This window comes from Candidatus Thermoplasmatota archaeon, from assembly GCA_035540375.1.
Lineage (GTDB): Archaea > Thermoplasmatota > SW-10-69-26 > JACQPN01 > JAJPHT01 > DATLGO01.
Genome location: DATLGO010000106.1, coordinates 21,062 through 38,523 on the forward strand (window position 1 = coordinate 21,062; position 17,462 = coordinate 38,523).

The following is a 17,462-nucleotide window of genomic DNA, read 5'->3' on the forward strand; positions in this document are numbered from 1 at the left end:
GTCGAGATGGGTACTTGAGCCTCCTCGTCGCGAGACCCGTGCATGGACGAGTCGGGCTTCCGACGCATCGCCATCGGCCTCGCCGTCGCGAACGCGGCGGCCGCTTCCACGCTGGGCCTCGCGGTGCTCAAGCTCAAGGGCCTCGAGACCGCCATCGCCATCCTCGCGCTCGGAGGGTCGCTTGCGGCCCTCACGCTCGCGGCCGCGGCGCGCTACGCGGACGCTTGGCCCTGCCTCATGGGCGGGTCCGCCATCATGATCGCGCTCGCCTTCGCGCTCCTCGGGGGGCTTTGGGGCGGTATCGTGGAAGGCGGCCTGCGCTCGGGCCTCGCGGGCGTCGCCGTCCTGAGCGTCGCGACCCTCGTCTTCTCGGAGATGTACCTCCTCGAGCGCAAGAAGCGCGAGGGCCCCCGACCCGCGCCGGCGTGAGCCCCCAGGGGCCCGTCCGAAACGACCTTGACCCCCCCGCGACAGAGCGTCGGGGGATGACGCGCTCGGGCTGGGCCATCCTCTCGATCGCGACGGGCGCGGGCGGCGCCACCGCCGCGGGCCTCGTCGCGCTCACCGTGGCGGAGACGCACGGCCAGGGCGCCGCGCTTCCGCTCGGCGTGGTCGCGCTCGCGTGCGCGCTCCTCGCCTCAGCGGGCGCGGCGGGCGAGCGCCTCGCGTGGCCCGGTCTTGTCGGCGCAGCGGCCGTGCTCGCGTCCTTCGCCATCGCCACGCTCGGAGGACTCGGTCTCGAGAACGTGGGCGGGGGCCTCGCGATGGCGCTCGCGCAACTTCTCGCCGTGGCGTTCGCCCAAGGCTCGTTCGCGTGGATGGCGACGCGCGAGACCCGCGCGCCCGCGGCGGCCTAGCTACTTCTTGCAGGCGTCGAGGAAGTTGCGGAAGATCCGCTCGCCGAATTGCGTGTGCTCGACCTCGGGGTGGAACTGGAGGCCGAAGCGCGGGAGCGTCTCGTGCTCGATGGCCTGCACGGGGCAGTTGACGCTGTGCGCGAGGAGCCTGAAGCCCTTGGGCATTTCGACGACCTCGTCGTTGTGGCTCTCCCACACGATGCTCCGCTCGGGCAGGCCCGCGAGGATGCGGCCGCCCGTCGGGTCGTCGAGGATCATCTCGGTCTTGCCGAATTCGGGGATCCTGCCGGGCGCGACGCGACCGCCATAATGGCTCGCCATGAACTGCTCGCCCGCGCAGATGCCGAGGATCGGGTACGGGGCGTTGTCGAGATACTCGGCGCAGCGTCCGAGCGTGTCGGCGAGGCCGACGCGCGGCGCGCCGCCCGAGAGGACGAGGCCGTCGAGGTCGCGAAGCTCGTCCCACGGCGTGTCGTTCGCCACGATCTTCGCGTCCACGCCGAGGTACTTCAGAACCCGCCATTCGCGGTGGGTCCACTGGCCCCCGTTGTCGACGACGTACACCCGCATGGGCCGCGAGACGCCGGAGTTGATCAAAAGGCTTTGGGCGGCGCCGTTCTCTGGAACGGCTTCGCCCCGCGCTCTGGGGCGCCGCGGCGGCAGCGTCCCTAGCCAACACCCTTTTCTCGGGGGGCGCGCTCGGGAGTCGGCATGACTGCGCCGGGCGACGCCTCCGATCTCTTCGCGCGGCTCGACGGCGTGTACGACCGTCTCCAGGCGCTCAACGCGGCGCACCAGGGCTCGGGCTTCGGCTGCAGGATGTCCGGAAACTGCTGCAAGGTGGGCCTCGAGCTGCACATCATGGAGACGGAGCGCATCGTGCGCGGCCTCGAGGAGCAGTTCGCCAAGGACCCGGGCCGGCGCGAGCGCGTCGTCGCGCGGCTCGTCGAGGCCTGCCATGACGCGAACTGGAAGGAGGACACGTCTCAGGGCGATCTCATGTGCGCCCTCTTCGACAAGGGCTGCACCGTGTACGGCTTCCGGCCGTTCGTGTGCCGCATGTACGGCGTCATCATCGAGCCCGACGACGTCTGCCCGCGACGGAAGATGGCCTCGGGCAAGCCGCTCTTCTACATCGGTAAGGACGTCGACGCGCTCGTGCGCGAATACTACCGCGTCATCGACGCGTTCGGCCGCCGCTATCCGAGGAAGGATTGGACGATGTACATGCCCGCGGCCGCGCTCACATACCTCCTTCCGCCCGCCGAGGTCCGGAAGGTGCGGCGCACCTCCCCGCCGAAGCTCTGGAAGCGGTCCCGCGGATACCGCACGCAGTTCGCGCCGAGCCACCGTCGATCGCCCGAGCGCGCCGCGCCGTGGCCGACGCTCCCGTTGGTGCCCCTCAACCTTCGGCCGCAAGGATGATGTCCACGGCTTCGGCGAGGTCCGCGGCGCGGGCGTAGGGCCTTTCCTTCCGCGACGTCCACCGCGCCTTCAGGGTGGGGTTCGCGAGGATGGCGCGCGCGCCGAAGCGCTGCGCGGCCTGCACGTCGCGCGTCTGGTCGCCGACCATCCAGCACTTCTCGGGGTCGAGGCCGAATTCCGCGGCCCCCGCGAAAAGCATGCCCGCGTTCGGCTTGCGGCAGGGCGATGCGCTCCGCGCGCCGGTGCAATGGTACACGCGGTCGATGCGTCCGCCCGCATCCTCGACGGCCGCGATCATGCGGCGGTGGATGTCGTCGAGCGTGTCGGGGGCAAGCCACCCGAGGTCGATCCATGGCTGGTTCGTCGCGACGAGGATGCGGTAATCCGTCTTCGCGAGCCGGACGAGGGCGTCGAGCGCGCGCGGCGGAAACGCGAACGAGGACCAGGTCCGCAGGAAGGGGTAGCGACGGTCGTTGATGATCCCGTCGCGATCGAGGAAGACGGCCCGGGCCACGCCGCGGGATGCGCGGCCCGGTTCAAAAAGGCTCAGTGGTGGTGCCCGCCGCCGCCGTGGTCGTCGTGACCGCCCATCGCGGCCGCGATGTCGGCCGTCGTGGGCACGAGGTCGTAGACCACCGTCAGCTCGAGCGTGTAGCTCAGGAGGACGCCCTGCTGGCCGACGACCTCGAGTCGGTACGTCTCGCCGTCGACCGGGATCGCGGAGAGGATCTGCAGCGACTTGTCGGCGGTCGCCTCCGCGACGGCCGTCGCGTTGCCCTGCTTGTAGAGCTTGAGGTGCGCGAGCGCGGGGAGGCCCTCGACGACGCTCTTCACCGTCAGGTTCGCGAAGAGGAGGCCGTCGCGCGCGAGCGAGAAGGCGTGCTTCATGGGCGCCTGCTCCGCAGGCGTCCCGTCGAGATCCTTCGCGGCGATCGTGATGTTGCCCGCGTACAGGCGCGCGAAGGTCGGATCGGGCTTGCCGCCGACGAGCACGAACGCGCTCGCGGAGGACGCCGCGAGCTTCGGGTCCTTGACCGTCAGGCGGATCTCGAAGTAGCCCTCGGTGTCGAACGGGATGGTGACGACGGGCGCGTTCGCGCCGACGGCGGCGAGCGCGGGCGTGAACGTGCTCTGCGTGGCCGTGTGCCACAGCTCCTTCGTCGGCTCCTCGTTCTTCCAGACGACCGTGGTGCCGGGCTTGACGACGATCTCGGCCGGGTGGAAGGCCATGTCCTTCATGACGACCGTGACCTTGCCCGAGGCGGCCGTAGCGTCCGTCGAGGACACGATGACCTTGCCGAGCATGTTGGGGTGGGGGTGGCAGTGGTACTCGTACACGCCCTCCTCCGTGAACTTCTGCGAGCCGCTCTTGCCCGGGTCGATGCGATCCGTGTTGAACCCGCCGGCCGCGTGCGCGTGCGCGCCGCCGTCGCCGTGGCCCGCGTGCTCGCCCGCGTCTTCCGCGGGGGGCTTCGCGGCGCCAAGGCCCCAGGCGTACGTGAGGGGCTCGCCGTCGGGATCGGAGGAGGCCGAAGCGTCGAAGGTGATGGACTCCCCGGGGTTGACCCAGAGGGGGGCGGTGGCGAGGGCCGCGGTGGGCACGGCGTTGCGGCCCGATCCGACGACGACGTTCTTCGTCGCCGTCGCGGTGGCGCCGTCGGCCGTGATGACGAGGCGCGCGACGTACGTGCCGTCGTAGGCGTAGCTGTGCGTCGCCTTGGAACCCGTCGCGGTCTTGCCGTCGCCGAACGACCACGTATAGGCGACCGACTTGGCGCCCGCGAGCTCCGACGGCGCGGCGTCGAAGGTGAAGACCGTGCCCTTGTCGCCCTTCGCGGGCGTCATCGTGAAGGCGGCGACGAGGCCGCCGTCCGTCGAGGACTTCTTGAGGGCGTCGGCCTCGGAACCGGGCTGACCGACGCAGCCGGCGAGCGCGGCGCCGACGAACAGGAGGGCTGCGAGGATGGCGTGCTTCATGATAGGCCCAGCTTTCGAGCACCCTTTGGCGCCCTTTATCCTTTGTGGTGAAACCGTTCCCCGGGAGTCACGGTTTCTCCGGGAAAACAGGCTTTCCGTGGATCGTCCACGGGGGAGGCAATGGCCTTATACCGAGGCCCGCCTACTCGTCGCCGTTCCGATGCCTGCGCAGTGCGAGACCTGCCGACGCGACGAATACATGCCGTTCGTCTGCAAGTTCTGCAAGGGTCGCTTCTGCGCCGAGCACCGTCTCCCGGAGAACCACGCCTGCCGCGGCCTCGACGACTACCGCGAGAAGGTCCGCGCGGAGGGGCGCTTCCTCTCCGCCGACCCGGGAAGCGAGGTGTTGAAGCCGCAGGTCCGGCCGAGCGCGGAGATCTCGGCGCGCCTCGCCGAGCTGCGGCAGAAGCTCGACGGGCACGCCGCGCACGCGATGCTCGCGATCATGGGCGGCGTGTTCGTCCTCCAGATCCTCGCCGGCATCGCGGGCCTCGACGGGCTCATGGGCTTCGCGTTCCTCCTCGGTCAGGACTTCCTCTTTCGCCCGTGGACGCTCGTGACGAGCATCTACGCGCACAGCGGATTCTACCACCTCTTCGGCAACGCGATCGTGCTCTTCTTCTTCGGCCCGGCCCTCGAGGGCCTCATCGGGTCGAAGCGGTTCACGTGGCTCTTCCTCGGGACGGGCGTCCTCGGCGGCCTCGCGGAGATCCTCTTCATCATGGGGCTCCAGACGCAGGGCCTCATCGCCCCCGGCGGCGTCGCCGTCCTCGGCGCCTCGGGCGCGATCATGGGGGTCCTCGGCACGCTCACGATCCTCGCCCCGCGCCTGAGCGTCCTCGTGTTCTTCGTGATCCCCGCGCCGCTCTGGGCGATCACGACGGTCTACGCATTCCTCGACGTGATCGGCATCTTCTCGCCGGGCCGCGGCGTCGCGAACCTCGCGCACCTCGCGGGCCTCGCGGCCGGCATGCTGTACGCGAAGTACCTGCACAGCCAGGGGCTGCGCGCCTACGTCCAGCGCCCGCAAGGAGCGTCGTCGTGGCGCCGGTACTTCTGATCACTCCGAGACCTGGATGCGCCAGAACAGCGTGACGTCCGGTCGCCCTTCGAGCTCAAGGTAGAGCCCGACGTCCCACGCGCCGGGCGTCGAGAGATGGGCGCCGTGGGCGACCCACGTTCCCGGGGATCCTCCGCCCGCCGCGGGCGCCACGCCCCGCCCGAGATCCCGCTCGGCGAAGATGAATTCGAACTCGGCCGACAGGACGCCCGCGGGCGGCTCGCCCGTCGCGAGGTCCACGACGCGCGCCGAGACGCGGTTCACGCCCGCGGCGGCCGGGACGACGACGAGCGTTCCCTCGAAGCCGCCCGCCGTCGTGGTCGAGGTCGCCGACCCGGGCGCGCCGTAGCCCGGCGGCGGGAGCGCGCCGAGCACGGCCGCGAGAACGACCACCACCATGCCGAGGGAGAGCTCGAGACGCACCGAGCGCGCGAGCTTCCAGATGACGGACTCCTCGCCGCGACGGATGCGGGGCTCGAGCACGTACCGGTTGTAGGCGCCGAGCGCGAGGAGCGGCAGGACGAGCGCGGCCTTGATGGCGACGAGCCGGCCCCATCCGCTCTCGACGTAACCCTCGAGGTTCGGAACGTGGACGTACGAGGAGAGGCCGCCCGCGATGACGAGCACGGGCACCGCGACGAAGGCGATCGCGGAGAAGCGCGGCACGAGCGCGCGCGACCACGCGACGCCGCCCTGTCGCGCGAGGAGGGCGCCGAGCGCCGCGAGGCCGCCGAGCCATATGCTCGCCGCGGTGAAGTGGATCCAGTCGAGGCCGACCCCGAGCCAGCGCGGCGAGACGCCGGCGGCGTGCGACGAGAGCGACGCCGCGATGAGCGAAACGACCCCCGCGACGAGCGCGATGCGCCAGGCGAACGGCCTGACGTCGCCCGTGCGACCGCGGCCCGCGAGAAGCGCGCCGAAGGCGACGACGGCAAGAAGCGCGCGCACCGCGAAGAGGTTTCCCTCCCGCGTGAGCGCGGTCGCGACGATCGCCTCGGGGCCGAGGGCGGTGAACGCGACGTCGTGGAGCCGCGCGGCGACGGCGAGGAACTGCGCGAGGACGCCCGCGAACGCGACCACGAGGCCGACGATGGCCACGCGGGGGAGGACCCATCCGCCCGCGCCGGCATGCTCGCCGCGCGCCACGAACAGCGCGAAGAACGGAACGCCGACCGCGAGCGCGGCGCCGATGAACGAGGCGGCCTTGCCCGCAAGCTCGGGGATCTCGGGCACCGCGACCTCGCTTGCGCCGGCCCCGCCGACGGGGACCGTGCCGTTGCCGACGGCGAACCCGAAGATGCCGCGCGTCGTGTGGCCGTCGACGGTGCTCACGACCTTCCAGGTGACGGTGTAGCCTCCGTCGGGGAGTGCCGCCTCGAGGGGCATGACGAGCGTGCGCGGATCGTCCGCGACGCGGGGCGGGCCGCTCACGATCCGGCCGCGGGCGTCCGCGACGGCCGCCTTCGCGAAGGCGGGCTCGAGCGGCTCTGTGAAACGGAGGTGGATCTCGCGCGGCGCCTCCGGCGCGGCGGAGTTCGCGGGCGGGTCGCTCGCAAGGAGGTTCGCGTGCCCGGCCGCCGCGGGCACGAGCGCGAGGAGCGCGACGAAGGCGAGGACGGGCGCGACGCGCATCGTCACCTCCGGCGCGCGACGACGAGCGCGGCTCCGACGAGAGCAAGCACGACGAGGATGGCTTCGAGGGGAAGGTTCGCCGGGAGGCCCGTCCCTTCGGAGCGCGCGGGAAGCGGGTCGTGCGCGCGCTCGGGGAGCGCGACGCTCGCGGTCACGCTGCGGCCCGAGACGGCCCCGTCGAGGAGCACCACGTAGTGGCCGCTGTGGGGCGGCGCGAACATGGCCTCGAACCTGCCGGGCGAGGACTCGGCGAAGGTCAGGTTTGCGACGAGCGCCCCCTTATAGAGGACGCTCCCGGCAAGCGCGCTCGCGTTCGCGGCGTCGTAGCCCGCGCGCACGACGACCTCGATGCCGTTCGGGGCGCGCGCGACGGGCGGCTCCTGCGACCAGCCCACGTTCAGCGCGAGGTCGGAGGCCGAAACCGTCGCATGGCCCGCCGCCGCGGGGACGAGCATGACGAGCGCGAGGACAACGGCGATGCGCATGTCATCGCTCCCGGCCGCGCGCGAGGGCGATGGCCGCGAAGGCAAGGAGCGCCCACGCGACGCCGCCCGCGGGCGTCCGCGCCGGCTCGGGTTCGCCCGCGACGACGAGCTCGCCGCGCATCCCGGCCTCGCGTTCGCCGGCCTTGGTCGAACGGTATTCGAACGTGCCCGCCTTGTCGGCGACGAAGGTCAGGGTCGCGGTCTGGCCGGGGGCGAGGTCGCCCGTCGAGTGGCCGAGCCCCTCGATCGCGAAATCGTGGGTGCGCTTGTTCGTCTCGACGTTCGCCACGACGAGCGTCACCTCCGACCCGCGCTCGACCTCGATGGACTCGGGCGCGATGTGGAGGGCGTTCGGGAACTCGTGGAGGTAGACGAAGACCTTCCTCGGCTCCGCGGCCTCGGCGGCGGGCGTCGCGAGGAGCGCCGCGAGGACGAGCGTCGCGAGGATCGCGCGGAAGGTCATGCGCGCGCCATGATCCGCGTTCGACATAACTGTTGCCTACCCGCTCGCGACGACCGGGACCTCGAAAACGAGCTTCCGGTACTCATCGGGCCTCTGCATGAGCACCCACACGCGCCATGTTCCGGGCTCCGTGAAGAAGGCGTCCTCGGCCACCCATTGGTCGAAGCCGACGCGCTCGGGCGTGAGGAGCGACTCGGGCTCGCGCTCGCCCGGGCCCGCCACCTTGAGCGCCACCTCGGTCCCTTCGGGAAGCGCCCCGCCTTCGAGCGGGTGGAGCGCGACGGTGATGCGTTGAAGACCCGCCGTGGGCGGATCGGGACGGATCGAAAGGGTCACGTGGGTCGTATCGGTGGTCGCGTCGCGCTGCCAGGCCGTCGGCCCCTGGGAGCCCGCGAGAACGTCCTGGTCGGGTGGCGGCGACGAGGCGAGGACCCCCGCGGCGACGAGCGCGAAGGCGAGAAGTCCCGTCTCGACGAGGACGAGGCGGCGCAGGACGCGGGGGCCGCCTTCGCCGCGCGCGAGGCGAGGGCCGATCCAGAGCCCGTTCGCCGCGCCGAGGAGCGCGAGGACGGCGACGAGCCCGAGCTTCGCGAGGATGGCGAGCCCGTACGTCGTCGACCACAGGTCGGAGATCCGCTGAACGTGGAGGAAGGTCGCATAGGCGCCCGTGAGGACCAAAACCGCGACGCTCGGGATGGCGAGCGGCGTGAAGCGTCCGACGAGCCGGCCCGCTTCCCGCGCGTCGCGGCCGGGAAGCATCGCGACGAGGCCGACGATGCCGCCGAGCCAGAAGGCCGCGACGAGGAGGTGCGCGAGGTCCGCGCCGACGGCCGCGAGGCGGTTCTCGGAGACGGCGGCCGCGTGGCTTCCGAGCGCCGTCGCGACGAGCGCCGCGAGCGCGGCGGCCCCGCCCGCGACGGCGACGGAGCGCGGCGCGTCGCGGCGCCACGCGGCGTAGGCGAGCAGGGGCGCGGCGACGAGCGCGGCGCCCGCGCGCGCCGCAAGGAAGCCGCCGGCCTCCGTCTGGATGGCCGCCGCGACGGTCATCTCGAGTCGCGCCGCGAAGGCGAGGAGCACGGTCGCGCCGCCCGCGACCGCAAGCAGCGCTCCCGCGGCGGCGGGCGCGAGGACGCGGCGCGGCCAGCGGGGTTCCCGCAGGACGGCGAGCGCGAAGAGGGGTAGGCCGAAAGCGAGGAACGCGCCCGCGTAGAAGACGCCCCGCGCGGCGCCCTCGCCGAGGACCGCTCCGCCCTCATGCGAGCTGTGGTCGTGCGAGACGGGGTCGGCGGTGTAGCGCAGCGTGGCGTTCCCGACGCTGAACACGAACGACCCCTTCGCGGTGTGCGTATCGACGCTGAGCGTGCGCCACTCGACGACGTAGATGCCGTCGGTGAGCGGCTTCACGGGCACGCGGATGACGTTCGCTGCCGCGTCGTCGAACTGGATGGGGCCTGCTTTCATCGCCTCGCGCGCGAGGGAGTGGACTTCCGCGTCCGTGTAGCGGCGCTCCACGTTTTCCGTGAAGCGGATTTCGACCACGTTCGTGCCGAGGTCGCCGCGGCCGTTCGGGGCCGGCGAGGCGGATTGGAGGACGGCGTGCGCTTCCGCCACGGGGGACAGCGTCAACGCTGCAAGAAGGAGCAATGGAAGGAGGAGCCGGCGGCGCGCGGCCGCCGGCGGGTCGGGCCGGCGCGTGGCGCTCACCGGCTGCGGCGGGCCGCGAGGACGGCGACGAGGCCGAGCGCCCCGACGAGGAGCGCGGCGGACAGGCCGGGCGTCGCGGCGCCGCCCTTCTTCTCGACCGTGCTCGTGTCGGGGTCGCCCTTGGTCGCGAGCTTCAGGGCCTGGATCTCGGACTTGAGGGCCGCGATCTCGGCTTCGAGCGCCGCGGGGCTCTTCGCCTTCACGGGGAACATCGAGCCCTCGAGCTCGTCGACGTCGTGCGCGGCGGGGATGACCATGTCGACCGCGGAGCCATTGATCGTTCCGACGAGCTTCAGCTTGTAGAGGCCGGGCGCGGTGAGCGTCACGACGTCCGTGTAGCTCCCGGGCTTGCCGTGCTGACCCTGGAGGTGGAAGCGCCTTTCCTCGTCGCCGAGGATGAGGGTCGCCTCGAAGTTCTTCTCCTGACCCGTGATCGGCGCGTTCGTCGCGTTGTCGCGCAGGATGAGGTCGAGCCCGTTCTTCGTCCAGGTCGTCGCGGGCTCGTTGAGGAAGCCCCAGATGATCTTGACCTTGCCATCGGGCGTCGTGGTGGTCTTGTGCGCCGTGGCGGAGGGGGCCGCCACGAGGGCGAACAAGGTCAACGCGAAGAGAGCGAGCTGGAAGCCACGCATGGGAACACCCATTTAACAAACTTCGAATGGTCATCTCCGACTTAAGCCTTCCGAGGACCCCGCGCAACGTCGCTTCGGGACCCGCCGCGGCCCAGGAAGAACGGCGCGATGAGCGCCGCGACGATGACCACGTCGAAGACCGCGAGGATGGCCTCGAGCTCCTCGTGCGCGATCGCGCGCGAGAAGACGGCCCACGCGCTGAAGAACTGCTTCGTCGCGAAGACACCGAAGGCCGCGGAGACGAACTTGAGGCGCGCGTTGCCCGACTTCCGGAACGCGGCGATCGCGAGGACCGCGAGCACCGTGAGCGCGACGCCCACGAGCAGGATGACCATCGAGGTGATCTCGTGCACGTGGAGGGCCAGGACGGAAGGCACGCTCCCGAGGACGGGGCGGCCCCGCTTAAGCGCTGTGAAGCCGCGCGCCGCGCGCGACCTCGGAACGTTTATCACCGCCCCTCCCGCATCCCCGGGGGCATGCGCCTCCTTGCGGTGCTGCTCGCGGTCCTCCTCGTCGCCCTCGCGCCCGCCGCCGCCGCGACGTACCCCGAGCGGACGTTCGAGCGCACGCTGACCGTGAGCGCCGCCGCGGGCGGCAACGAGGTGAACCTCGTGCTCCAGTCCCCCGGCGACTTCTTCCGCTACGAGTGGTCGAGCGGCGAGGTCGCGATCAAGTTCGACATCCACACGCACGTCGGGAGCGAGGTGAAGACGCTCAAGGAGATGCGCGGCACCGGCGACAAGGACGTCTTCACCACGTCCACCGGGGGCATCTATTCCCTCTTCTTCCAGAGCCTCGGCGACGACGCGCAGGTGAGCGTGAAGATCCGCGGGCCGTTCAAGCTCCAGGGCGAGCCGGACCCGCCCGCCGCCTCCTCGGGCGTCCCCGGCCCCGGCGTCGCGCTCGTCGCCCTCGCGGCCGCGGGCGTCGCGGTCGCCGCGCGGCGACGGTGACTCACCCGCGCCGCGCCGCGATCGCAGCCGCCGCGATGGCGGCCACCGCGAGGAACGCGCCCCACGCGGGGACCGGGCTCTTCGCGGGCGCAGGCGGGTCGTCGATGTTGATCATGCCGGGCCCCACGAACCGGAGGTCCGGGGGATCCGCGCGGAACGACACGTGGAAGTGCCCCGCCGCGGGGAAGGTGAACGCGGCCGTGTAGGTGCCGTTCGGAAGCTCGGTCGCGTTCAGCACCCAACGCTGCATCTCGGAACCGTCCGAGGGGAACCACTCGACCGCGATCCGCGGGTTCCCGAGGCCCGTCGCGGATTCGTTCGATGCGTTGAGGTGGATGCGCCACGTGAGCGGGAACTCCTTCGGCGGGCCCGTCTTGATCCAGAGGCCTTCGCTCGTGAAGTTCGCGGTGTAGTTCCCGTAAGGCGCGAAGCCGCTCCCGAGCACGGGCATGTGGCCCCCCTGGGCGGCGGCCTGCGGCGTGAGCGCGGCGAGGACGAGGGCGAGGACGACGACGGACGCGGCGCGCATGGACCCCGCGAGCCGTCGCATCGGAAATAAACTGTTGCGGCCCGGCAACCCTTAAGGCGAAGACGGCCTTCGAGGGGAGGTCCATGTTCTGCCCCAACGACAAGGCCCTCCTCAAGCCCGTCGCCGGCGTGCTCACCTGCCCGAAGTGCAACTGGCAGAAGACGGGCAAGGCCCAGAGCGTCGTCGTGAAAGGCGCCGCCGTCGAGAAGGAGCAGGTCATCGTCGACGTCGAGAAGGACAAGATCTCGCAGCTCCCCACGGCGAGCTACTTCTGCGAGAAGTGCGGCCACGACACCGCTTACTACTTCTTCCGCCAGACCCGCAGCGCGGATGAGGCGACGACGCGGTTCCTCGAGTGCACCAAATGTGGCTACAAGTGGCGCGAGTACCGCTGATTCCCATGAAGCTCGCAAACGTCCGCCTCGCCGCGCGCGCAAGCCTCGCGCTCTCCGCGACGAGCGTGCTCCTCTTCTTCGCCGCATCGCGGCCGAGCCTCGCGCCGCTCCTTGCGGACCTCATGCGCGGTACGTTCCTCGCGGCCGTGCTGCTCTCGCTCGGCGCGCTCTACGGCTGGACGACGCTTCCGTCGAGCGACCGCCCGAAGGCCCGCGTCGCGCTCTGGGCGCCCGCCGTGCCCCCCGCGCTCTTCCTCGTGTTCGCGTTCTTCATATTCTTCGCGCTCCGGGCGCTCGACGGGACGGGGCGACCGTGACCCTCATGCGGGCGCGCGTCCTTCGCGCCGCGTGCGGATGAAGTGCGCGGAGTGCGACTGCGTCGTCGAGAAGGACCGTCGCATCGTCGTGTGCGCCGCGGACGGGTGCTGCTGCGTCGACGTCCCCGTCGCGCCGGATGCCACCCGCGCGAGCGACCGCTGAGGGGAAACCGTCGCGTCAGCGGCGCAGCTTCAGATGGGCGACCGTGCCCGCGACGAGCGCCACGATGCCGATCAGACCCGGGAGGTAGGCATAGTAGATGAGCTTCGAGAACGCGCTGTCAAAATCGGATCCCGTCTGACCCGAGTTGACGGCGGCGAAGGCGAGAAGCAGCGCGCCCCCGACGAGGAGCGCGTTGCGGATCCGCATCCATGAGACCTGATCCATGGTCGACTGAATGGATCGCGAACTACAAAGCGACTCGCACCGCCCGTGCCGGAGCGGGTTTTACTCTTGAGCGGGCCCGCCGAGGAGACCCTGGCGCGCTCACGACCCGAGCGGCGGGGAGCGGCCCCAGCACTCGCCGTACCGGGCGTCCCCGCTGAAGGCGATGACGCACACGCGGCCCGAGAGGCGGCCGTCGTACAGCTTCACCTTCACGACGCTCGGCCCCGGCGTCGGGTCGCTGCACCAGAGGCCGCCCGCGGCCTTGCCGCGGCCCCCCGCGCGGTGGGTGTCCGGGCAAGGCCCGCCCGAGACGTGCATCTCGCGGAGGTCGCCCGTCGTATTGCGGTCGGCGCGCCATAGGAACTCGACGCGGTCCGTTCCATTCGGCACGTCCACGACGAAGCTCACGTCGCCTTCGCCCATCCACGAGACGTTCGCGCCGCCGACCTCGCGCCCGAAGGGGCCGTCGCCGAACCCGGTGCCGTTGCCCGCGATCGAAATCTCCACCTTGCGACCGCCGGGCGCGATGCACCCGGCGGCGAGGAGCGCGGCGAGGACGAGAAGGACCCACGATCGGCGAAGGGGCACGGATGTTGAGAGGGCTCCTTCGCGCCTTCAGGGCTTCGATGGCCCGCGCATGGCGGGGACGGCCCTTGCCCCGAGGATGTCGTAGCGGTTCTTGTACGGCGCCGCCTCCTCGAGGGTCGGATGCCAGCGCCAGCGCGAATACAGCCCGTCATTGTGCGTCCGGAACCAGCGCGTGAGGTCCGGGCTCGGGACGAAGTAGACGTCGGGCAGCGATTCGAACTGCTTGAGGTCCACGAAGGCGAAGAGGAGGTCCTCCGCGTCGGCGAGCGCGCTCGTCTCGCCCACGTCCCATTCGAGATGGTGGGGCTTCTTGTCCAGCCCGCGCCCGCGGGACCGGATCGCGTCCACGGTCGTCTTCACCTGGACGCCGCGGCCCCGGAAGGACGCGGGGTCCGCGATGAGGAGGTCGACGCCCGGCGCGTTGCGCGACGTCGCGGCGACGTGGTAGCCGGCGTGCGCGAGCCGCGCCGCGACGTAGTGCACGCCCGCGATGCCCGTGAGGGCGCTCACGAGCGCACCCCGCTGTTGCCCGTAAAAGATGGACGCTCCAAACCGCTCACGGGGCCGAGAGGCGCGCGCGCAGACATCCCCTTTTCCCCGGATCGTTCCACCGTCGCTCGAATGGCGCGCAGACCGTTCGGCCCCCGCCCGACGCCCCCGTCACGCTCAAGCGCCGCGCCCGCCTACCGTGAAAGGATGCGCGCCGTCGCGATCGTCGCCCTGCTGCTCGCCCTCCCGCTCGCCGGCTGCCTGGAAATCGACCCCTCGCCCGCCGCGACGGACGCGGGCGACCCGGTGCCGTTCACGATCCTCGCCGAGGGTCCGCAGTCGGGCCACCGCGATCGGGTCGTGACGATGATCGACACGCCCGACGCGTGGGAGGCGTTCTGGGCGAAGCACGACACGACGGGCGCCGCGCCGCGGCCGGAGGTCGATTTCTCGCGCGTGCACGTCTCCGTCGTGGTGCTCGGCGAGAAGCCGAACGGCTGCCACGCGGTCACGATCACGGCCGTGACGCGCGACGACGAAACGGCGCGCGACGTGGTGCGCTACACCGAGGCGAAACCGGGCCCGGACGCCTTCTGCACGCAGGCGATCGTGTCGCCCTACAGCTTCGCGGCCTTCGAGCGCAAGCATCCCGTCGCTTTCCGCGGCGAGACCTCGACCGTGGGCGAACCCCCCGCGGACGAGCCGTCGTTCAGGGTCCTCGACCAGGGGTCGCAATCCGGCTTCCCCGACTCCACGAAGCGCGTCCTCGACGACGAGGCCGCGTGGGCCCAGTTCTGGGCGATGCACGCGCCGCGCCGAGAGCGCCCCGCGGTCGACTTCTCGAAGGAGCGCGTGGCGGTCGTCGTCCTCGGCGAACGCTCGAACGCCTGCTACGGCGCGAGCATCGAGGGCGTCGAGACGGACCCCGACACGGGCGCGACGGTCGTGCGCTACGTCGAGCACCGGCCGCCCGCGGGCCGCGCGTGCGCCGAGGTGATCACGAACCCGTTCGCGATCGTGGCGTTCACGCCGGCGACGGGCGGGGTGACGTTCGAGGGGCGCGTCGCGACGGGGTGATCCTCAGAGGCCGTCCACCGGCCCCGTCGTCGTGTGCGCGGCATCCGTGTACCACGGCACGAACCGCGTCACGAGCGTGACCGAGTTGCCGAACGCGCCGACCTGGTCGAGCACGTTCACGCGCGGGCCCTCCGCGCGGCCCCAGTAGTTGTACGTCGCGTTCACCTCGACCTCGATCGGGGCGCGGATCGCGTTGCGCGTGTTGCCGACGAAGTCGGTGAGGTGCACGTACACGGGGTCGCTCTGGACGCCCACGAGGGGCGCGCCCGGCTGCGTGATCGACGGGATCGTGAGGCTCGGGAGCGCGATGGCCGGGAGCACGCGGTCCACGTGGATGCCGTCGAAGTTGAACGAGACCTCGTCCTCCAGCATGTCGAGGAGGACGCCGCGGAAGCGGATGCCCGCGTCGAGGTTGCCGACGAAGCGGTCCTGGCGCGACGCCATGCTGCCGTAAAGGCGCAAGCCGTCGCCCGCGTTGCCTTCAAACGTGTTGCCGCGGAGGTTGAACGTGCCCGTGAGGATCGCGCCCGTCGCGCCGTTCTGCGAGACGGTGTTCCGGAGGAGCGTCGTGTCGCGCGAGAGGAGGAGGCCGTTCGCGCCCGACCGCAGGATGCGGTTGTCGTTGAACGTCACGGTGCCGTTGATCCACACGCCGACGTGCGCGGAATCCTCGACGGTGTTGTTGAGGTAGGCGCCGTGCGAGCACGCCTGGTTCATGTTCGCGCACGGGAGCGCGTCGAGGAGGCCGAACGCGTTGCCCGCGAGCGTGTTGTCGCGCACGATGGGCGCGGCGGCGACGAGGCGCACGCCCGCGCGGTGGTGGTCGTCGATCGCGTTTCCGCGAAGCGTTCCGTGGAAGGCGTTCGCGTACACGCCGTCCACGTTGTGGTGGATCGTGTTGTCGCGCGCGACGACATCCCAGGGCTTCTGGGTCGGCGCGCCGTCGAGGCGCAGGCCCACGCGGTTCGTGTGGACGTTGTTCCGCGCGATCTCGCCGATGACCGGCTTCTCGTACCAGATGGCGGTGTCCCAGTTCGAGAAGGTCGAGCCCGTGACGGCCATGTACGTGTCGCCGGAAACGTGCACGCCGTACGTGAACGAGGGGTCGATGTCCCAGTCGAGCGTCGAGTTCTTGACGCTCGCGACGCTGAGCGGCACAAGGTGCGGCACGGTCACCTGCTCGACGCGGACGCCGACGCGGTTGTTCACGAGGTGGCTTCCCTCGACGACGAGGTTGAACGTGTTGACCGCGCGCACGCCGATCACGTGGCCGCGGAAGGTGCTCGCGAGCACGCGCGCGGTGTCGACCTCGTAGAAGACGATGCCGCCGTCGAGCGTGAGCGAGCCGTAGTAGCCCGCGTTGAAGCCGGAGTCGCGCACCTGGCTCGCGACCGTGACGTTCGCGGCGCGGAACCAATAGACGCGGTCCGCGGGAACGATCGTGCCATCGACGTTCACGCCGTTCACCCAATTGCCCGAGAGGAACGGGATGTTCTGCCGCGCGGCGTACGGGATCGAGAGACCCCATGCGTTGTCCGTGAGCTGGTTGTTCGCGAGCGTCACGATGGTGGTCGTCTGGAGGTCGATGCCGCCCGCGTTCCTGCGGATCGTGTTCGCGTCGACGATGCCGCCGGTCGCGCCCTTGAGGACGACGGCCGTGCGCTCGTGGTCGTGGAGGTCGTTCGCGACGAGCTTCACGTTGTGGTTCGTGAGGTCGAAGCCCGTGATGCCGGCTTCGAGGAGGTTCGCGCGCGCGTCGAGCACGCCGTTCGAACCGAGGACGCCGGTGTTCGCGTCGAAGAGTCGCGAGGCGTGGAGCGTGAGCGACCCGCCGATCTGCTGGATGCCGGTTTCGGCCTTCTCCACGACGAGGTTGCGCGCGACGACCTGCGCGGGAGCGTCGAGCGTGACGGCGACCTTCGTGACGAGGGAGAAGAAGTCGCCGTCGAGCGTCGCGCGGTCCACGTGGTCGAGGACGAAGCCGTTCGCGACGGTGTGGACGCCGTTCTCGAAGAAGGCGGGCGAGGCGAGGTAAGCGCGCGCGCCCGTGTCGAGGTTGTAGAGGAGGTTGCGCTCGAGGCGCGCGTTCGACGCGACGAGCGAGACGCCCGTGCCGGCGGGCGTCGGCTTCGCCGTGCCGACGATGGTGTTCGCGACGAGCTGCGGGTCCTCGTTCTGGACGGTGATGCCGGTCGCGCGGTGGTAGACGTAGTTGTTGTGCACGAGCCCGCAGCCGCGGTTCTCGACGAGCCGGATGCCGGAACCCGTGGAGGCCGAGGCGTCGACGAGGTTGCCCTCGATGCGGTACGCGAGCGTCGTCGCGCGGATCTCGATCGCGGTCTGGCCGTTTCCGGGCGCGATGTGCCAGCCGGAGATGACGAACGGGTCGGCGCACGTGCCGGACCCGGACCTCACGCCGTTCGCGGCCGTGAACATCGCGTTCGAGGTGATCAGGATGGGTCCGCGGACCGTGTACGGGCCGGGGCCGGGG

23 protein-coding genes are annotated in these 17,462 nt (G+C 71.1%); 9 read left to right on the plus strand and 14 right to left on the minus strand.

Going from position 1 to position 17,462, the window contains the following annotated elements; translation table 11 throughout:
* Positions 1–42: 42 nt before the first annotated feature.
* Both VM889_14010 and VM889_14015 read left to right on the plus strand, forming a co-directional pair.
* Entirely contained in the window at positions 43–429 is a 387-nt protein-coding gene (locus VM889_14010; protein HVL49666.1) for a hypothetical protein, read from the plus strand.
* A 56-nt stretch (positions 430–485) separates the two neighbouring features.
* Positions 486–857 (plus strand): hypothetical protein, encoded by a 372-nt coding sequence (locus VM889_14015; protein ID HVL49667.1) that lies wholly within the window; start codon positions 486–488, stop codon positions 855–857.
* Here the strand turns inward: VM889_14015 and VM889_14020 are convergent, their stop codons facing one another.
* Positions 858–1,427: a GMP synthase subunit A gene (locus VM889_14020; protein HVL49668.1), complete on the minus strand. Its 570-nt coding sequence runs from the start codon at positions 1,425–1,427 to the stop codon at positions 858–860.
* Positions 1,428–1,568: 141 nt separating this feature from the next.
* Between VM889_14020 and VM889_14025 the strand changes: the two genes are divergently transcribed.
* Positions 1,569–2,282, plus strand: a complete 714-nt coding sequence (locus VM889_14025; GenBank protein HVL49669.1) for a hypothetical protein — start codon at positions 1,569–1,571, stop codon at positions 2,280–2,282.
* Here the strand turns inward: VM889_14025 and VM889_14030 are convergent.
* Entirely contained in the window at positions 2,260–2,796 is a 537-nt protein-coding gene (locus tag VM889_14030) for an HAD-IIIA family hydrolase (GenBank protein ID HVL49670.1), read from the minus strand. The genes VM889_14025 and VM889_14030 overlap by 23 nt on opposite strands.
* Positions 2,797–2,828: 32 nt before the next feature.
* The gene (locus VM889_14035) at positions 2,829–4,259 is read right to left on the minus strand and encodes a PKD domain-containing protein (protein ID HVL49671.1); all 1,431 of its coding nucleotides are present in this window, start codon (positions 4,257–4,259) and stop codon (positions 2,829–2,831) included.
* A 160-nt stretch (positions 4,260–4,419) separates the two neighbouring features.
* Between VM889_14035 and VM889_14040 the strand changes: the two genes are divergently transcribed.
* Positions 4,420–5,319, plus strand: a complete 900-nt coding sequence (locus VM889_14040; protein ID HVL49672.1) for a rhomboid family intramembrane serine protease — start codon at positions 4,420–4,422, stop codon at positions 5,317–5,319.
* Here VM889_14040 and VM889_14045 read toward each other — a convergent pair whose 3' ends face one another.
* The 6 genes from VM889_14045 to VM889_14070 form a co-directional block, all read right to left on the minus strand.
* Positions 5,320–6,951: a CopD family protein gene (locus VM889_14045; protein HVL49673.1), complete on the minus strand. Its 1,632-nt coding sequence runs from the start codon at positions 6,949–6,951 to the stop codon at positions 5,320–5,322. It abuts the gene before it with no gap.
* Positions 6,952–6,953: 2 nt separating this feature from the next.
* Positions 6,954–7,436, minus strand: a complete 483-nt coding sequence (locus tag VM889_14050) for a hypothetical protein (protein HVL49674.1) — start codon at positions 7,434–7,436, stop codon at positions 6,954–6,956.
* 1 nt (position 7,437) lies between these two features.
* On the minus strand, positions 7,438–7,899 hold the full coding sequence (locus VM889_14055) for a cupredoxin domain-containing protein (protein HVL49675.1): 462 nt from the start codon (positions 7,897–7,899) through the stop codon (positions 7,438–7,440).
* A 36-nt stretch (positions 7,900–7,935) separates the two neighbouring features.
* Complete coding sequence (locus tag VM889_14060; GenBank protein HVL49676.1) at positions 7,936–9,510, minus strand: CopD family protein; 1,575 nt, start codon at positions 9,508–9,510, stop codon at positions 7,936–7,938.
* Between the two features lie 89 nt (positions 9,511–9,599).
* Entirely contained in the window at positions 9,600–10,247 is a 648-nt protein-coding gene (locus VM889_14065) for a hypothetical protein (protein ID HVL49677.1), read from the minus strand.
* 29 nt (positions 10,248–10,276) lie between these two features.
* On the minus strand, positions 10,277–10,612 hold the full coding sequence (locus tag VM889_14070; GenBank protein HVL49678.1) for a hypothetical protein: 336 nt from the start codon (positions 10,610–10,612) through the stop codon (positions 10,277–10,279).
* 99 nt (positions 10,613–10,711) lie between these two features.
* Between VM889_14070 and VM889_14075 the strand changes: the two genes are divergently transcribed.
* Positions 10,712–11,188 carry a hypothetical protein gene (locus tag VM889_14075; protein HVL49679.1) on the plus strand — a complete coding sequence of 159 codons (477 nt, stop codon included), beginning with the start codon at positions 10,712–10,714 and terminating at the stop codon, positions 11,186–11,188.
* Between the two features lies 1 nt (position 11,189).
* Here the strand turns inward: VM889_14075 and VM889_14080 are convergent, their stop codons facing one another.
* A complete protein-coding gene (locus VM889_14080; GenBank protein ID HVL49680.1) occupies positions 11,190–11,717 on the minus strand; it encodes a hypothetical protein in 528 nt (175 codons plus the stop codon).
* 83 nt (positions 11,718–11,800) lie between these two features.
* Between VM889_14080 and VM889_14085 the strand changes: the two genes are divergently transcribed.
* Genes VM889_14085 through VM889_14095 form a run of 3 tightly spaced genes read left to right on the plus strand, consistent with a single transcriptional unit; the run spans position 11,801 to position 12,592 of the window.
* A complete protein-coding gene (locus VM889_14085; GenBank protein ID HVL49681.1) occupies positions 11,801–12,112 on the plus strand; it encodes a transcription factor S in 312 nt (103 codons plus the stop codon).
* A 5-nt stretch (positions 12,113–12,117) separates the two neighbouring features.
* Positions 12,118–12,429, plus strand: a complete 312-nt coding sequence (locus VM889_14090; GenBank protein ID HVL49682.1) for a hypothetical protein — start codon at positions 12,118–12,120, stop codon at positions 12,427–12,429.
* Positions 12,430–12,460: 31 nt separating this feature from the next.
* Positions 12,461–12,592: a hypothetical protein gene (locus VM889_14095; GenBank protein HVL49683.1), complete on the plus strand. Its 132-nt coding sequence runs from the start codon at positions 12,461–12,463 to the stop codon at positions 12,590–12,592.
* A 15-nt stretch (positions 12,593–12,607) separates the two neighbouring features.
* Here VM889_14095 and VM889_14100 read toward each other — a convergent pair whose 3' ends face one another.
* The 3 genes from VM889_14100 to VM889_14110 form a co-directional block, all read right to left on the minus strand.
* Positions 12,608–12,817 carry a hypothetical protein gene (locus VM889_14100; protein ID HVL49684.1) on the minus strand — a complete coding sequence of 70 codons (210 nt, stop codon included), beginning with the start codon at positions 12,815–12,817 and terminating at the stop codon, positions 12,608–12,610.
* A 99-nt stretch (positions 12,818–12,916) separates the two neighbouring features.
* Positions 12,917–13,405, minus strand: coding sequence for a hypothetical protein (locus VM889_14105; GenBank protein ID HVL49685.1), 489 nt, complete (start codon positions 13,403–13,405; stop codon positions 12,917–12,919).
* Positions 13,406–13,432: 27 nt separating this feature from the next.
* Entirely contained in the window at positions 13,433–13,915 is a 483-nt protein-coding gene (locus VM889_14110; protein ID HVL49686.1) for a hypothetical protein, read from the minus strand.
* A gap of 186 nt (positions 13,916–14,101) precedes the next feature.
* On the opposite strand from VM889_14110, the gene VM889_14115 reads away from it, so the two are divergent.
* Positions 14,102–14,971 carry a protease complex subunit PrcB family protein gene (locus VM889_14115; protein ID HVL49687.1) on the plus strand — a complete coding sequence of 290 codons (870 nt, stop codon included), beginning with the start codon at positions 14,102–14,104 and terminating at the stop codon, positions 14,969–14,971.
* 3 nt (positions 14,972–14,974) lie between these two features.
* Here the strand turns inward: VM889_14115 and VM889_14120 are convergent.
* A partial coding sequence (locus VM889_14120) for a right-handed parallel beta-helix repeat-containing protein (protein ID HVL49688.1) occupies positions 14,975–17,462 on the minus strand: 2,488 nt, incomplete at its 5' end.

Coding starts and splice junctions, on each gene's coding strand:
- VM889_14065 (HVL49677.1), bottom strand. CDS start 10,247: ATGGGTGTTCCCATGCGTGGCTTCCAGCTCGCTCTCTTCGCGTTGACC.
- VM889_14080 (HVL49680.1), bottom strand. CDS start 11,717: ATGCGCGCCGCGTCCGTCGTCGTCCTCGCCCTCGTCCTCGCCGCGCTC.
- VM889_14020 (HVL49668.1), bottom strand. CDS start 1,427: ATGCGGGTGTACGTCGTCGACAACGGGGGCCAGTGGACCCACCGCGAA.
- VM889_14115 (HVL49687.1), top strand. CDS start 14,102: ATGCGCGCCGTCGCGATCGTCGCCCTGCTGCTCGCCCTCCCGCTCGCC.
- VM889_14090 (HVL49682.1), top strand. CDS start 12,118: ATGAAGCTCGCAAACGTCCGCCTCGCCGCGCGCGCAAGCCTCGCGCTC.
- VM889_14035 (HVL49671.1), bottom strand. CDS start 4,259: ATGAAGCACGCCATCCTCGCAGCCCTCCTGTTCGTCGGCGCCGCGCTC.
- VM889_14055 (HVL49675.1), bottom strand. CDS start 7,899: ATGACCTTCCGCGCGATCCTCGCGACGCTCGTCCTCGCGGCGCTCCTC.
- VM889_14100 (HVL49684.1), bottom strand. CDS start 12,817: ATGGATCAGGTCTCATGGATGCGGATCCGCAACGCGCTCCTCGTCGGG.
- VM889_14045 (HVL49673.1), bottom strand. CDS start 6,951: ATGCGCGTCGCGCCCGTCCTCGCCTTCGTCGCGCTCCTCGCGCTCGTG.
- VM889_14040 (HVL49672.1), top strand. CDS start 4,420: ATGCCTGCGCAGTGCGAGACCTGCCGACGCGACGAATACATGCCGTTC.
- VM889_14075 (HVL49679.1), top strand. CDS start 10,712: ATGCGCCTCCTTGCGGTGCTGCTCGCGGTCCTCCTCGTCGCCCTCGCG.
- VM889_14050 (HVL49674.1), bottom strand. CDS start 7,436: ATGCGCATCGCCGTTGTCCTCGCGCTCGTCATGCTCGTCCCCGCGGCG.
- VM889_14010 (HVL49666.1), top strand. CDS start 43: ATGGACGAGTCGGGCTTCCGACGCATCGCCATCGGCCTCGCCGTCGCG.
- VM889_14085 (HVL49681.1), top strand. CDS start 11,801: ATGTTCTGCCCCAACGACAAGGCCCTCCTCAAGCCCGTCGCCGGCGTG.
- VM889_14015 (HVL49667.1), top strand. CDS start 486: ATGACGCGCTCGGGCTGGGCCATCCTCTCGATCGCGACGGGCGCGGGC.
- VM889_14025 (HVL49669.1), top strand. CDS start 1,569: ATGACTGCGCCGGGCGACGCCTCCGATCTCTTCGCGCGGCTCGACGGC.